General features: G+C 70.5%; 13 protein-coding genes and 2 pseudogenes. 8 read left to right on the plus strand and 7 right to left on the minus strand.

All coding sequences use genetic code 11. The features are described 5' to 3' along the window. Positions 1-65: 65 nt before the first annotated feature. Positions 66-2588: an ABC transporter ATP-binding protein/permease gene (locus tag ABT296_RS21200; protein WP_351929539.1), complete on the plus strand. Its 2523-nt coding sequence runs from the start codon at positions 66-68 to the stop codon at positions 2586-2588. Positions 2589-2678: 90 nt separating this feature from the next. Here ABT296_RS21200 and ABT296_RS21205 read toward each other — a convergent pair whose 3' ends face one another. The 3 genes and pseudogenes from ABT296_RS21205 to ABT296_RS21215 all read right to left on the minus strand — a co-directional run bounded on the left by ABT296_RS21205 (position 2679) and on the right by ABT296_RS21215 (position 5528). Then, positions 2679-3446 (minus strand): transglycosylase SLT domain-containing protein, encoded by a 768-nt coding sequence (locus tag ABT296_RS21205; protein WP_351929541.1) that lies wholly within the window; start codon positions 3444-3446, stop codon positions 2679-2681. A 298-nt stretch (positions 3447-3744) separates the two neighbouring features. Continuing rightward, a complete protein-coding gene (locus tag ABT296_RS21210; protein WP_351929542.1) occupies positions 3745-4833 on the minus strand; it encodes an S-adenosylmethionine:tRNA ribosyltransferase-isomerase in 1089 nt (362 codons plus the stop codon). Continuing rightward, positions 4830-5528 (minus strand): annotated as a pseudogene (locus ABT296_RS21215) (SDR family NAD(P)-dependent oxidoreductase). Before ABT296_RS21215 ends, ABT296_RS21210 begins: the two are co-directional and overlap by 4 nt. 205 nt (positions 5529-5733) lie before the next feature. Here ABT296_RS21215 and ABT296_RS21220 point away from each other — a divergent pair. From ABT296_RS21220 to chpE, 3 genes are all read left to right on the plus strand, one after another. Next, positions 5734-6900 (plus strand): GAF domain-containing sensor histidine kinase, encoded by a 1167-nt coding sequence (locus ABT296_RS21220; protein WP_351929544.1) that lies wholly within the window; start codon positions 5734-5736, stop codon positions 6898-6900. Continuing rightward, on the plus strand, positions 6893-7534 hold the full coding sequence (locus tag ABT296_RS21225; protein WP_351929546.1) for a response regulator: 642 nt from the start codon (positions 6893-6895) through the stop codon (positions 7532-7534). The genes ABT296_RS21220 and ABT296_RS21225 overlap by 8 nt, the downstream gene beginning before the upstream one ends. A gap of 155 nt (positions 7535-7689) precedes the next feature. Further along, a complete protein-coding gene (gene chpE / locus ABT296_RS21230; RefSeq protein WP_351929548.1) occupies positions 7690-7938 on the plus strand; it encodes a chaplin ChpE in 249 nt (82 codons plus the stop codon). A gap of 239 nt (positions 7939-8177) precedes the next feature. On the opposite strand, the gene ABT296_RS21235 is transcribed toward chpE, so the two are convergent. After that, on the minus strand, positions 8178-8966 hold the full coding sequence (locus tag ABT296_RS21235) for an Rv1486c family protein (protein WP_351929550.1): 789 nt from the start codon (positions 8964-8966) through the stop codon (positions 8178-8180). A 138-nt stretch (positions 8967-9104) separates the two neighbouring features. On the opposite strand from ABT296_RS21235, the pseudogene ABT296_RS21240 reads away from it, so the two are divergent. The 3 genes and pseudogenes from ABT296_RS21240 to ABT296_RS21250 form a co-directional block, all read left to right on the plus strand. Then, positions 9105-9629 (plus strand): annotated as a pseudogene (locus ABT296_RS21240) (ABC transporter ATP-binding protein); the annotation flags it as partial. 375 nt (positions 9630-10004) lie between these two features. Next, positions 10005-10436 (plus strand): NfeD family protein, encoded by a 432-nt coding sequence (locus ABT296_RS21245; RefSeq protein ID WP_351929554.1) that lies wholly within the window; start codon positions 10005-10007, stop codon positions 10434-10436. Positions 10437-10591: 155 nt separating this feature from the next. Continuing rightward, entirely contained in the window at positions 10592-11539 is a 948-nt protein-coding gene (locus ABT296_RS21250) for an SPFH domain-containing protein (protein WP_351929556.1), read from the plus strand. Positions 11540-11605: 66 nt separating this feature from the next. On the opposite strand, the gene ABT296_RS21255 is transcribed toward ABT296_RS21250, so the two are convergent. The 3 genes from ABT296_RS21255 to ABT296_RS21265 form a co-directional block, all read right to left on the minus strand. Continuing rightward, positions 11606-12112, minus strand: coding sequence for an HNH endonuclease (locus ABT296_RS21255; RefSeq protein ID WP_351929558.1), 507 nt, complete (start codon positions 12110-12112; stop codon positions 11606-11608). A 146-nt stretch (positions 12113-12258) separates the two neighbouring features. Next, positions 12259-12798 carry a YbhB/YbcL family Raf kinase inhibitor-like protein gene (locus ABT296_RS21260; RefSeq protein ID WP_351929560.1) on the minus strand — a complete coding sequence of 180 codons (540 nt, stop codon included), beginning with the start codon at positions 12796-12798 and terminating at the stop codon, positions 12259-12261. A gap of 41 nt (positions 12799-12839) precedes the next feature. Further along, complete coding sequence (locus tag ABT296_RS21265) at positions 12840-13622, minus strand: sporulation protein (protein ID WP_351929562.1); 783 nt, start codon at positions 13620-13622, stop codon at positions 12840-12842. 139 nt (positions 13623-13761) lie between these two features. Here ABT296_RS21265 and ABT296_RS21270 point away from each other — a divergent pair, with 139 nt between their 5' ends. Further along, on the plus strand, positions 13762-14412 hold the full coding sequence (locus tag ABT296_RS21270) for a DNA-3-methyladenine glycosylase (protein WP_351929564.1): 651 nt from the start codon (positions 13762-13764) through the stop codon (positions 14410-14412). The last annotated feature ends 442 nt before the right edge of the window (positions 14413-14854 follow it).

The raw sequence follows: 14854 nt of genomic DNA on the forward strand, positions 1-14854 counted from the left end.
GATGTTCGACATCCCTAGACTCCCTGTGATGGGGGTAACTCGGGGGACTACTCAGTGGGGCTGGAGTGCCGGAACTCGTACTGGAATTGAACGGACAAACCTGGACGCTCGATCCGTCCAGGACATACACCCTCGGCCGCGATCCGCAGGGTGACATCGTGCTGGACGACGCCAGGGTCTCCTGGCGGCACGCCACGATCAGCTGGAACGGCCGGAGTTGGGGGATCGAGGACCATGGCTCGACCAACGGCACGTTCGTGCAGGGCCACCGGATCCACCAGTTGGAACTCGGTGCCGGCTCGGCCGTCCACCTGGGCAACGCGACCGACGGACCACGCCTGAGCGTCTCCGGCGCCGGGGCGCCCGCCGCCCAGCCCCAGCAGCAGCCGTACGCAGCGCAGGGGGCCGGCCCGGCCAACCCCGGCTGGGCCCAGCCGCCGCAGCAGCAGGCGCCGCAGCAGCAGGCCCCGCAGGCCGGCTGGCAGCAGCCGCAGCAGGGCGCGCCGAACATCCCCCAGCAGCAGGGTCCCGGCGTCGGCGCGGGGGCGCCGCCGGTCTACGGCGACCGCAGCCCCACCACGTTCCACCAGTTCTCGCTGGGCCGTGTCATGCGGATCGGCCGTGCCCTGGAGAACGACCTGGTCGTCTCCGACCTCCAGGTCTCCCGGCACCACGCCGAGTTCCACGCGACCCCCGACGGCCGCATGGAGATCCGCGACCTCGGCTCGCACAACGGCACGTACGTCAACGGTCAGCCGATCACCAAGGGCGGCACCCAACTCCTCGGCTCCGCCGACATCGTGGGCGTGGGCCACTCCACGTTCCGGATCATCGGCGACCGCCTCGAGGAGTTCGTCGACACCGGTGAGGTGTCCTTCTCCGCCCGGCACCTGACCGTCACCGTCGACGGCGGCAAGCAGATCCTCAAGGACGTCTCCTTCGGCGTCCCCGAGAAGTCGCTGATCGCGGTCATCGGCCCGTCCGGCTCCGGCAAGTCGACCCTGCTCAAGGCGCTGACCGGCTACCGCCCCGCCAACCAGGGCGACGTCCTCTACGACAACCGGAACCTCTACAAGCAGTTCGCCGAGCTGCGTCAGCGCATCGGTCTGGTCCCGCAGGACGACATCCTGCACAAGGAGCTGACCGTCAAGAAGGCCCTCAAGTACGCGGCCAAGCTCCGCTTCCCCGCCGACACCACGGCGCAGGAGCGCGAGGCCCGGATCGACGAGGTGCTGCGCGAGCTGAAGCTGGACATCCACAAGGAGAAGAAGGTCACCTCCCTCTCCGGTGGCCAGCGCAAGCGGGTCTCGGTCGCCCTGGAGCTGCTGACCAAGCCGTCGCTGATCTTCCTGGACGAGCCCACCTCGGGCCTCGACCCGGGTATGGACCGCGACGTCATGCAGCTGCTGCGCGGTCTCGCCGACGACGGCCGCACGGTCCTCGTCGTCACCCACTCCGTGGCCGAGCTGGCGATCTGCGACAAGCTCCTGGTGATGGCGCCGGGCGGCGCCGTGGCGTACTTCGGTCCGCCCGAGGAGGCGCTGAACTTCTTCGGCTACGACACCTGGGCCGACGTCTTCTCCGCCTTCGAGAACTACCGCGACTACGACTGGGCGGGCCGCTGGAAGGGCTCGCAGCACTACCAGATGTACGCCGCGGACATCGACGCGATCGCGCCGCAGTCCGTACAGATGCCGCCGATGCAGGCGATGCGGCCGCCCAAGCCGCAGGGCTGGATGTCGCAGTTCAGCACGCTGGTGCGCCGCTATGTCTCGGTCATCGCCTCCGACAAGGGCTTCCTGGCCCTGTCGATCATCCTGCCGCTCGTCCTCGGATCGGTGAGCCTGCTCATCGACTCCGGCAAGGACCTGCTGGTCAACACCCAGATCAACCCGAACACCGGCAAGCCCGTCGCCAACGGCACGGCCCTGACGGTCCTGTTGATCCTCGCGGTGGGCGCCTGCTTCGCCGGCGCCGCGAACTCCGTCCGTGAGCTGATCAAGGAACGGGTCATCTACGAGCGGGAGCGGGCGACCGGCCTGTCCCGCTCCGCGTACCTGATGTCCAAGGTGTTCGTGCTCGGTCTGATCACCGTGCTGCAGGGCCTGATGGTCGGCGTCATCGGCTTCTCCAGCCGCACCATCCCGGACGAGGGCCTGATCCTCGGCAGCCAGATCATGCTGGAGCTGTGCATCCCGATCATGGCGCTGGGCTTCACCGCCATGATGTTCGGCCTGATCATCTCGGCCCTGGTGAAGACCGCCGAGAAGACCATGCCGCTGCTGGTCATGTTCGCGATCGTCCAGGTCGTCTTCACCGGCTGTCTGTTCCCGCTGGCCAACTCGGTCGGCGTCAACGAGCTCTCGTACCTGATGCCGTCGCGCTGGGCGGTCGCCGCCGCGGGCGCCACGCTCGACTTCAACAACATCAGCCCGCCCGCCAAGGGCGACAGCAACGACCCGCTGTGGGAGAACACGGTCGGCGCCTGGGGCATGGACATGGCCGCCCTGATCGTGCTCGGCGTGATCTGCGGCATCTTCGTGGCCCGCTTCCTGCGCCGCCACGAGCCCGAGGTCATGCGCAAGTGACGCGCCCCTGACCCGTCGTACGACGCCGAAGGGCGGCACCCGTCAGGGGGTGCCGCCCTTCGGCGTTCCGTACCGAGGTCCGCGCCGACCTCAGTACGCGCTGTTGACGTTGTCGATCGAGCCGTAGCGGTCGGCCGCGTAGTTGGCGGCGGCGGTCAGGTTCGCGACCGGGTCGTACTGGCTGTGGGCGGTGCCGGGGACGTGGTACGCGTCGAAGGTGGGCTTGATGATCTGCAGCAGACCGATCGAGGGCACACCGTTCTGGGCGTTGATGTCCCAGTTGTTGATCGCGTTCGGGTTGCCCGAGGACTCGCGCATGATGTTCTTGTGCAGCCCGTTGTAGGTGCCCGGGATGTTGTGCTTGTCCATGATCGCGAGGGCGTGCTTGATCCAGCCGTCCAGGTTGTTGGCGTAGGTCTTGGCGACCGGCTTGACCTGGGTGCGGGCGGCGGAGCGGCTCGCGGCCTCCTTGGCCTTGCGGGCCTGCTCGGCCTTCTGCTTCGCGGCGGCAGCGGCGGCGGCCTTCTTCTTGGCGGCGGCCTGCGCGGCGGCCTGGGCGGCCGCCTTCTTCTTCGCGACGGCGGCGGCGGCCGCCTGCTTCTTCGCCGCTATCGCCTCGGCCTTGACCGTGGCGCTCGCGAGCTGGTCGGTGATCCCGGCCTTGACGTCCTTGATCTTCTCCGACTTGAAGGCCACCGGGGCGGCGGCCGGCTCGGCGGTGGTCGTCGACTGCGCATTGCCCGGAACCGCCGAGAACGCGAGGGCGGCCGCGCCGAGCGTGGCGACACCGGCGACCGCGATCTTGTGCTGCCTGGTCAGGGGGCGGCGACGACCAGGGGTGAGGAAGTTCTTCGGCATGGCAGGGGACCTCTTCGGATAGCGCGGAGGTCGCTCGCTGTCCGGTCAGGACACGGGTGCTTCCGGCACAAACGCCGCGAGCGGAAACTCGCGGCGCTGAGCGACGAGAGCCATTGTTAGCGGCCGCAAAATTGCCAGGCAAAGGTGTGACGTACGATCCCCGATAGTGGAACAGGGAAGGGCAAATCGGGACAGACGGGAACGTCTTTCCCGCTCACAAAGGGTGCCTTTATCTCCTATGTCCCCTCGTACGTGACCTGGGCCCTATGCGCGGCCTCACAGTGGGCGCGCTCTCGCCTCACTCGCAGTTGCTGAAGCAATGCTCTGTGTGAGCCGTCTCCGCCGGGAGGAGGAGATGCACGTCCCCGAACTCGTGCCACAGGTAGCGCCCGCGCAGCGCCTCCTCGTACCCACGGCGGACGGCCGCCCCGCCCGCGACCGCCTCCAGCATCAGCAGATGCGAGGCCTCCGGCTCGTGCAGCCCGGTCAGCAGCCCGTCCACCACCCGCACCCCGCGCTCCGGAGTCACCACCAGATCCGTCCACCCCGCCCGCGCCCGTACGACCCCGTCCGCACCGGCCGCCGACTCCACCGCCCGCACCGCCGTCGTCCCCACCGCGATCACCCGCCCGCCCCCGGCCCGCGCCGCTCCGATCAGCCGCGCGGAGGCCGCCGGCACCGAGAACCGCTCCGGATACGGCGGCTCGTGCGCCTCCGCCGACGCCACCCCGGTGTCCAGCCGCACCGGCGCGAACCCCACCCCCCGGCTCACCAGCTCCGCCACCGTCCCCGCCGTGAAGGGACGCGCCGCACTCGGCATCTCCGCACTGCCCGACCCGTCGCCCGAGGGCAGCGCGAACACCGTCTGGTACGCGGACAGCGGCTGATCCCGCTCCGTGTAGGCGTACCGGATGGGCCGCCCGTGCTCCCGCAGCATCCCCGCCACCCCGGGACCGGACGCCCGCGCCCACCACAGCCGCGCCCCGCGCCCGTCCAACGGCTCCTCCAGCACCAGCCGCACCCCGCCCGGCAGCCCCACCCCCACTCCCGCGGGTCCGCCCGCACGCGCGCGTGTGGTGCCCCGCCCGTCCGGGTCCCGCAGCTCGACCGCCCACCGCCCGTCGTCCCCGCGGGTGGAGAAGTGCACCACCACGCGCGCGTGCCCGACCGTCCCGTCCACCGCGGCGGCCAGCGTCGGCGAGGTGTTCACCACCAGCAGGTCCCCGGCCCGCAGCAGCCCCGGCAGCTCCCGGAACGCGTGATGCGCCACCCGCGTCCCCCGCGACACCAGCAGCCGTACGGAGTCCCGGCCGCGCCCGGGCCCGCGCAGCTCGGCCGGCACCCGGGCCGACAGCTCCCCGGGCACCCGCACCGGAGTCGGCGTCACCGCCCTCCCTCCAGCAGCGCCGGCGCCCCGTACCGCCCACTGGCGGGCCGCTCGTCCAGCAGCCGCAGGAACGCCGGAACCACGCTGCCCGGCTCCGGCCGCTCCTCCCGGTCCCCGGGCACCGCCGCCGCGTACAGGTCGGTGCCCATGTCCCCGGGATCCACCGCCCACACCCGCAGCCCGGGCTCCTCCACGGCCAGCACCGCCGCCAGCCGGTCCAGGGCCGCCTTCGACGCCCCGTACCCGCCCCAGGTCCCGTACGCCTGCGAGGCCGCGTCCGAACTGACGGCGACCACCGCGCCGGCCGTGGCCGCCCGCAACAGCGGCAGCGCCTCCCGCACCAGGCCCAGCGCCGCGACCACGTTCACCTCCAGCGCCCGCCGCAGCCCCGCCAGGGGCAGTTCCTCCAGCCGTACGAGCGGCTCGGCGCCCAGCGCGCTCGCGTTGTGCACCAGCAGGTCGACGCCGCCCAGCCGCCGGGCCTACGCCACCAGCGCCGCCCGGTGCCCGGCGTCCGTGACATCGCCCGGCAGCGCCGCCACGCGCGTGCCGTGCGCGGAGACGGCCGCCGCCGCCCTCCTCAGCACCTCCTCGGTCCTGGCGTCCAGCACCAGATCCCAGCCCCGCCCGGCGAGCGCCTCCGCCAGCGCCCGCCCCAGCCCTTTCGAAGCCCCCGTGATGATCGCCACCGGCATGACATGTCCCCTCGCTCACCGCGTCCGAAGTGCCCTCACCGTAGGAACGCGCCCACCCGCACCGCCTCGGACGCGAGCCGCAGATCACCGGGGCATTTCGGCGGGGGGCCTGCGCAGGAGGACCTCGGACCTAGGACCCCGGGCCCAGCCCTGAGCGGTCACAGGTCCGATCCGCGCTGTCGCACCCCGCCGGTACGGTGAGGTCATGCATCAAGGTCCGGGGTCCGGCCTGGCCGCGGTGAGTTCCGCGCTGCTGGCCATGAGCAGGCATCTGGAGGTCCGCGACGTCCTCAAGACGATCGTCGCCTCGGCCCGCGAGCTGCTCGACGCCGAGTACGCCGCACTCGGCGTCCCGGACGACCACGGCGGCTTCGCCCAGTTCGTCGTCGACGGGGTCAGCGACGAACAGTGGAAGGCCATCGGCCCCCTCCCGCGGCAGCACGGCATCCTGGCCGCGATGCTGCACCAGGCCGGGGCCGAGCGGCTCGCCGACGTCCGCGAGGACCCCCGCTTCGAGGGCTGGCCCGCCGCCCACCCCGACATGTCCGACTTCCTCGGCCTGCCCATCCGCGACGGCGACGAGGTCATCGGCGCACTGTTCCTGGCGAACAAACTCCGCCCGGCGGAGCACCCCGAGGGCCCCGGGACCGGGAGCGTCTGCGGCTTCACCGCGCAGGACGAGGAACTCCTCGGAATCCTCGCCCAGCACGCGGCCATCGCCCTGACCAACGCCCGGCTCTACGAGCGCAGCCGGGAACTGACCATCGCCGAGGAACGCTCCCGCCTCGCGCACGAGCTGCACGACGCCGTCAGCCAGAAGCTGTTCTCCCTGCGGCTGACCGCCCAGGCCGCCGCCACCCTCGTCGACCGCGACCCCGCCCGGGCCAAGGGAGAGCTCCAGCAGGTGGCGGCGCTCGCCGCGGAGGCCGCCGACGAACTGCGCGCCGCCGTCGTGGAGCTGCGCCCCGCCGCGCTCGACGAGGACGGCCTCGTCGCCACCCTGCGCACCCACGTCCAGGTCCTCGACCGCGCCCACACCGCGCGCGTGAGCTTCGACGGCCGCGGAGTGCGGGCCCTGCCCGCGGCCCAGGAGGAGGCCCTGCTGCGGGTCGCCCAGGAGGCCCTGCACAACGCCCTGCGCCACTCCGGCGCCGAGACCGTCGAGGTGACCCTGCACCGCCGCGGCACCGGAGCCGTGCTGCGGGTGGCGGACGACGGCACCGGCTTCGACCCGAAGACCGTACGGCGGGCCGGCCGCCACCTCGGCCTGGTCTCCATGCGGGACCGGGCGAGCGGCGCCGGCGGCACACTGACCGTGGAATCGGCGCCCGGCAAGGGCACCACCGTCGAGATGGAGGTCCCCGGTGGCTGAACCGATCAAGGTGCTGCTCGTCGACGACCACCAGGTGGTCCGCCGCGGCCTGCGCACCTTCCTCGAAGTCCAGGACGACATCGAGGTGGTGGGCGAGGCGGCCGACGGCGCCGAAGGGGTCGCCGCGGCGGAGGAGCTGCGGCCCGACGTCGTCCTGATGGACGTCAAGATGCCGGGCATGGACGGGGTCGACGCGCTGCGCAGACTCCGCGAGCTGGACAACCCCGCGCGCGTGCTGATCGTCACCAGCTTCACCGAACAGCGCACGGTGGTCCCGGCCCTGCGGGCGGGCGCCGCCGGCTACGTCTACAAGGACATCGACCCCGACGCGCTGGCCGGCGCCATCCGCTCCGTCCACGCCGGGCACATCCTGCTCCAGCCCGAGGTGGCCGGCGCGCTGCTCTCCCAGGAGGACACGGGGCCGGGGCAGGGCAGGGCCGGTTCGCTGACCGAGCGGGAGCGCGAGGTGCTCGGCCTGATCGCGGACGGGCGCTCCAACCGGGAGATAGCCCGCGCGCTGGTCCTCTCCGAGAAGACCGTGAAGACGCACGTCTCGAACATCCTGATGAAGCTCGACCTCGCGGACCGTACCCAGGCGGCGCTGTGGGCGGTCCGCCATGGAGTCGCCGGCTGACCTGCCCGCGGTAGGCAACCGCGGAAGGTTCCACTCCGGTCTGAGATTCATACCGTCGTGGGAATGTCCCCCGTATGGCGCATCCTTCGGGGAGCCCCGCCGTTCTCCATGCGTGCCGCGGCGACTGCCGCGGCGATCGCTAGGAGGGCTCAGAAGTGAAGAACCTGAAGAAGGCAGCGGCCGTGACGATGGTGGCGGGCGGTCTGATCGCCGCCGGGGCCGGTATGGCCTCCGCCACCGAGAGCGGTTCGCACGCCGACGGCAAGGCGGTGGGCTCCCCGGGCGTCGTCTCGGGCAACCTCGTCCAGGCCCCCATCCACATCCCGGTCAACGCCGTGGGCAACAGCGTGAACGTCATCGGCGTCCTGAACCCCGCCTTCGGCAACCTGGGCCTCAACCACTGACCCAGGCGAACCGACCACCGGCCTCCCACCCCCACCCGGGAGGCCGGTCACCGGCCCGGCGCCGGACGCCGGAAGCGGGACGCCCCGGGGCAGTTGCCCGAAGACCGGGCACCGGGCACCGGGTGCCGGAAGCCGGGTGCCGGAGGGCCGCGCGCCCGATCGCCGGTAGCCGAATGCCAGTCGCCGAAAGGCCCGGCGCCCGAAGACGGAGCCCGCGACAGGCGCTCCGCCCCCTCCGCTCACCGCACGCCCCGCTCCCGCTCCTCCACATACGCGTTGTACGCGGCCACCTGCGCCCGCCGGGCCGTCCGCTCCACCGGCCGCAGCGCCTCCGCCCGCGCCGCCATCTCCCCGGACGTCACCGCGGCCCCGTGCCCGTTCTCCGACGCCAGCGACACCAGCACCCCCACTCGCTGCGCCAGCTCCAGCACCCGCACCGCCCGAGGCGGATAGCCAGGCGCCAGTACCTCACGCCCCCGCTCCGCCCGAGCTCGGTACGCGTCGATCGCCGCCTCCGCCACCGGCCCCGACCCGGCCACGTCCAGCCGGGACAACACCTCGGTCGCCTCCCGCAGCGCCTCCGCCAGCTCCCGCTCCGCCTCACCCAGCGACGGCACATCCGCCGGAGGCGCCTCCCGCACCGGCAGCACATGCCAGACCACCTCGACATGCACATCACCGTGCGGCCCAGCCGAGCGGACCTCGGGCACCAGCCCGAACGCGGCACCGTGACAGATCACCGCCTCCTCGGCCTCCAACGCCCGCGCGTTGAACTCCGGCGGCCCGCTCAGCCCCAGCGGATGCCCCGGCGCGGGCAGCGCGACCCGCAGTCCGGCCACCCCGAGCCCCCGCAGCCGCCCGAGCGCCAGCGTCAGACCGACGGCCCCGGACTCGCCCGGCAGCCCCTCCACCCGGTGCACCGCGTCGTCACCGACGATCGCGAGCACAGAGTCGTCCGGCGAGGCAAATCCGGCCAACAGGGCATTTCCCCAAGCGGCAAGGCGTCCTGAACGCGGTTCCGAGAGCATGCCTCCACCCTAAGGACCGGACCGATGGAATGAAGCGCCCGACCGGTGGCGTAGATTTCCTAGAGGGCTGCGCACGCAGGCGCACGCGACCACCGAGACGCCGAGACCGGTCACACTGCAAGGGGAGACAACGCGCTCATGAGCGATGTTCTGGAGCTTCAGGACGTATCCGTGGTCCGTGAGGGCCGGGCTCTGGTCGACCAGGTCTCCTGGTCGGTGAAGGAGGGCGAGCGTTGGGTGATCCTCGGCCCCAACGGCGCCGGCAAGACCACCCTGCTCAACGTCGCCTCCAGCTACGTCTTCCCCAGCAAGGGCACCGCCACCATCCTCGGCGACACCCTCGGCAAGGTCGACGTCTTCGACCTGCGCCCCCGCATCGGCGTGGCCGGCATCGCCATGGCCGACAAGCTCCCCAAGAGCCAGACCGTCCTGCAGACCGTCCTCACCGCCGCCTACGGCATGACCGCCTCCTGGCACGAGGACTACGACGAGGTCGACGAGCAGCGCGCCCGCGCCTTCCTCGACCGGCTCGGCATGAGCGACTACCTGGAGCGGAAGTTCGGCACCCTCTCCGAGGGCGAGCGCAAGCGCACCCTCATCGCCCGCGCCCTGATGACCGACCCCGAACTCCTCCTGCTCGACGAGCCCGCCGCCGGCCTCGACCTCGGAGGCCGCGAGGACCTCGTCCGCCGCCTCGGCCGTCTCGCCCGCGACCCGATCGCCCCCTCCATGATCATGGTCACCCACCATGTCGAGGAGATCGCCCCCGGCTTCACCCACGTCCTGATGATCCGTCAGGGCAAGGTCCTCGCCGCCGGCCCGCTGGAGCTCGAACTCACCTCCCGCAACCTCTCCATGTGCTTCGGCCTCCCGCTCGTCGTCGAGCAGGTCGGCGACCGCTGGACCGCCCAGGGCCTCCCGCTCTCCTGATCCACACCCCCGAACCGGACCAACTGCCCGCCCCGCGACGGGCCATGACATCGTGCGACCCGATCTGCGCCCTGTCCGCGGCAGGTTGTGCGGTCCTACCATGACCATGTGAACGACATCGACGCATGGGTGTGGTGGCTGATCGGCGCGGCCGCGCTCGGAATCCCGCTCGTGATCACCGCGATGCCCGAACTGGGCATGCTCGCGGTCGGCGCCCTCACGGCCGCCGGCGTGGCCGGACTGGGCGGCGGGATCGTCCTCCAGGTCCTCGTGTTCGCCGCCGTCTCCGCCGCGTTGACCCTCGCCGTACGGCCGCTCGCCGCCCGGCACCGCGCCCAGCGCCCCCAACTCGTCACCGGGGTGGAGGCGTTGAAGGGCAAGCAGGCCGTCGTACTGGAACGCGTCGACGCCTCCGGCGGCCGCATCAAACTCGCCGGAGAGGTCTGGTCGGCCCGCGCCCTCGACAACGGCCAGAGCTACGAAGTCGGCCAGGAGGTGGACGTCGTGGACATCGAGGGAGCCACCGCGATCGTCATGTGACCTCGCACGACGTAACCACGGGAACACCCCACGGGGCACACGACGGTCTGTCAGACTCGACCGGCAAGATCTTCAACAAGCATAAGATCTACACCAGTTAGGATCCGCAGGATCCAGGACAGTGCCGAAGCGGAGAAGGGTACGGGGAGCCGACGATGGAACCGGTCATCATCGTCTTGATCATTCTGGTGGTGTTGGTCTTCATCGCCCTGATCAAGACGATCCAAGTCATCCCGCAGGCGAGCGCCGCCATCGTCGAGCGCTTCGGACGGTACACCCGCACGCTCAACGCGGGCCTGAACATCGTCGTCCCGTTCATCGACACCATCCGCAACCGCATCGACCTGCGCGAACAGGTCGTGCCCTTCCCGCCGCAGCCGGTGATCACCCAGGACAACCTGGTCGTGAACATCGACACCGTCATCTACTACCAGGTCACCGACGCCCGGGCCGCCACCTACGAGGTCGCCAGCTACATCCAGGCGATCGAGCAGCTCACCGTCACCACCCTGCGCAACATCATCGGCGGCATGGACCTGGAACGCACCCTCACCTCCCGCGAGGAGATCAACGCGGCCCTGCGCGGCGTCCTCGACGAGGCCACCGGCAAGTGGGGCATCCGCGTCAACCGCGTGGAACTGAAGGCGATCGAACCGCCCACCTCCATCCAGGACTCGATGGAGAAGCAGATGCGCGCCGACCGCGACAAGCGCGCCGCGATCCTGACCGCCGAAGGCACCCGGCAGGCCGCCATCCTCACCGCGGAGGGCGAGAAGCAGTCCCAGATCCTGCGCGCCGAGGGCGAGGCCAAGGCCGCCGCCCTGCGCGCCGAGGGCGAGGCCCAGGCCGTCCGCACGGTCTTCGAGGCGATCCACGCGGGCGACCCCGACCAGAAGCTCCTCAGCTACCAGTACCTCCAGATGCTCCCGAAGATCGCCGAGGGCGACGCCAACAAGCTCTGGATCGTCCCCAGCGAGATCGGCGACGCCCTCAAGGGCCTCTCCGGCGCCATGGGCAACTTCAACCCCCTGGGCGGCGGTTCGGGCGGCGGCAACTCCGGCGGCAGCGGCGCGGAACGCCGCGAGAAGCCCTCCATAGACTGAGCCGCCACCGGCGACACGACAACGGGGTCCGCCTTCCCGGAAGGCGGACCCCGACTCACGTACCCGCTACGCCGCGTCCCGCGCCAGCCACTCCGGCAGCGCCGAGAAGTCCTCCGCACCCAGCGACAACAGCATCGCGTCGGCCGGCGTCGGCTCGAACGGTTCCTTCAGCAAGGGCATCCCCGCCTCGTCCGGAGTCCGGTTCGCCTTGCGGTGGTTGTCCTCCGCGCACGAGGCCACCGTGTTCAGCCAGGTGTCCTGCCCGCCCTGCGCCCGCGGTACCACGTGGTCCACGGTCGTCGCCCGCCTGCCGCAGTACGCGCACCGGTGACGGTCCCTGACCAGCACACCCCGCCTCGACCACGGCGCTCGTCTTCGGAACGGCACCCTCACGTACCTGCACAACCGGATCACCCGGGGGGCCGGTATGTCGACCGCGGCTCCGCGCATGCGCAGTTCGGGGTGGGACTGCTCGACGACGGCCTTGTCCTGGAGCACCAGAACGACGGCTCGGTTCAATGTCACCGTCGACAGCGGCTCGAAGCTCGCGTTCAGTACCAGCGTGTCCCGCATGACCAGCCCACCTCCTCTGTGCAGCGGCCCACCCCGTGGCGGGCTGGGATCAACTCTGGCCGGGCACGCCGAGATGGACAACGAAATAAAAAATGCCCGCCCCTGATCACTTCCATGACCAGGGGCGGGCAAACGTTCAATGAACGTCAGTCTTCGGCGGGCACTTCGTACTCACCGACGAGCTGGGCGCGGCCCAGCGTGTGGAACCGCAGATTGAAACCGACGGCCGCCGGAGAGGCGTCCGAGTCCGGGCCCAGCTTCGCCTGGTCCACGGCGTACACCGTGAACACATACCGGTGCGGCCCGTCCCCGGCCGGCGGCGCGGCACCGCCGAACTCCTTCGCCCCGTAGTCGTTGCGCGCCTGGACGGCGCCGGCGGGCAGCCCCTCGAAGGCACCGCTGCCGGCGCCCACGGGCAGCTCGGTCACCGAGGCCGGGATGTCGAACACGACCCAGTGCCAGAACCCGCTGCCCGTGGGGGCGTCCGGGTCGTAGCAGGTCACGGCGAAACTCTCGGTCTCGGACGGGAAGCCCTCCCACCGCAGCTGCGGCGAGGTGTTGCCGGCCGCGTAGACCTGAGCGTCCTTGAGGGTCGCGCCCTCCGAGACGTCCTCACTCGTGACCGTGAACGACGGCACGGGCGGATGGAAGTCGTGGGGGAGCGGCCGCCTCTTGAGCTCGGTCACCTCGGTACCTCCTGATCGGGATCGTTCAGTGGGTTCCGAGCCTAGAACCAGTTGCGCTTGCTGCCGACCTCGGACAGCCACTGGTTGAGGTACGCGGCCCAGTCGGTGCCCTGGAAGTCGTTCAGGCCCACCTGGAAGGAGCGGAAGGTGTCGCTGCCCTCGCTGAACAGACCAGGCTTCTTGTCCATCTCCAGCACGACGTCCATCGCGTTCTGGTCCGCCACGAAGCTCAGCTCGACCTGGTTGATCCCGCGGTACTGCTGCGGCGGGAAGAACTCGATCTCCTGGTAGAACGGCAGCTTCTGCCGCGTACCGCGGATCACCCCGCGCTCCATGTCCGCGTTCTTGAAGCGGAAGCCCAGCTGGATGAACGCGTCCAGGATCGCCTTCTGTGCGGGCAGGGGGTGCACGTTGATCGGGTCCAGGTCGCCCGAGTCCACGGCACGCGCGATCTCCAGCTCGGTGGTCACACCGATGTGCATCCCGCGCAGGGTCTGCCCGTCGATCGTGGTGATCGGCGTCTCCCAGGGGATCTCCAGCCCGAACGGCACCGCGTGCACGGCGTTGGCCTGGAGCTCGAACGCCCCGCCCAGCCGCACCTTGGTGAACTCGATGTCCTGCTTGTACTCCTCCTCGCCGCTCTCCACCTCGACCTTGGCCTGGAGCCCGACCGAGAGCGCCTCGATCTGCTGGTTGACGGAACCGCCCTGGATCCGCACCTCGCCCTGGACGACACCGCCCGGAACCACGTTGACCTCGGTCAGCACGGTCTCGACGGAAGCGCCACCGGCACCCAGACTCGCGAGCAGCTTCTTGAACCCCATGACTCTCCCTCTACGACTGCGTCTCTGATCCCTACAAACGCGATCCGGCCGTGGCCGGTTCCGCGCCCCCACCTTTACTAAAGGGAGGGGCCACCGACCACCCCGTGACCACCACCCGTCTCCACTACCCTCGGACGGCATGATCGCGACCCCCGACCGTACGCCGCTCCCGAGAAGTTTCTTCGACCGGCCCGTACTGGAGGTCGCCCCGGACCTCCTCGGCCGCCTCCTGGTGCGCACCACCCCGGACGGTCCGATCTCCCTCCGCCTCACAGAGGTCGAGGCCTACGACGGCCCGAACGACCCGGGCTCCCACGCCTACCGCGGCCGCACGGCCCGCAACGGCACGATGTTCGGTCCACCCGGACATGTGTACGTCTACTTCACCTATGGCATGTGGCACTGCATGAACCTGGTGTGCGGCCCCGACGGCACGGCGAGCGGAGTCCTGCTGCGCGCCGGGGAGATCGTCGAGGGCGCCGAGCTCGCCCGCAAACGTCGAATCTCGGCCCGAGATGACAAGGAACTGGCCAAAGGACCGGCTCGCCTCGCGACCGCCCTGGGCGTGGACCGCGCCCTCGACGGCACGGACGCCTGCGCCGCCGGCGGAACACCACTGAGCATCCTGACCGGCACCCCGGCCCCGTCCGCCCAGGTCCGGAGCGGTCCGCGCACCGGAGTCTCCGGCGATGGCGGCGACGGAGAGCTCCACCCGTGGCGCTACTGGATCGACGGCGACCCCACAGTGAGTCCTTACAGAGCCCATGTGCCGAGGCGCCGCCCAAGTTGACGCGCCCATGGGAGGCGCGTAATGTAGCCCGAGCCGCTGAACCGGGTACGGCATTAGCCAGCAGCCGGAGCGGCCAACCCACTACCTACGTCATCCCTCATCGGGGACGAATTCGGCGTGCCCGCACGTCTGAATTCGGTAGCCGCAGAGACTCGATTATGAGTTACGCGGGGAACCGGCTAACGTAGTGAATGTCGAAAGGCCGCAAGGCCAAAAGGCAAAACCCGCCGACTGGGAATCAGGTCCGAAAGGATCTGATAGAGTCGGAACCGCCGGAAAGGGAAACGTGAAAGCGGGAACCTGGAAAGCGCCGAGGAAATCGGGTCGGAAAGATCTGATAGAGTCGAAAACGCAAGACCGAAGGGAAGCAGCCCGGAGGAAAGCCCGAGAGGGTGAGTACAAAGGAAGCGACCGTTCCTTGAGAACTCAACAGCGTGCCAAA

It is taken from the genome of Streptomyces sp. NPDC000983, from assembly GCF_040299205.1.
In the GTDB taxonomy this organism is placed as follows: domain Bacteria; phylum Actinomycetota; class Actinomycetes; order Streptomycetales; family Streptomycetaceae; genus Streptomyces.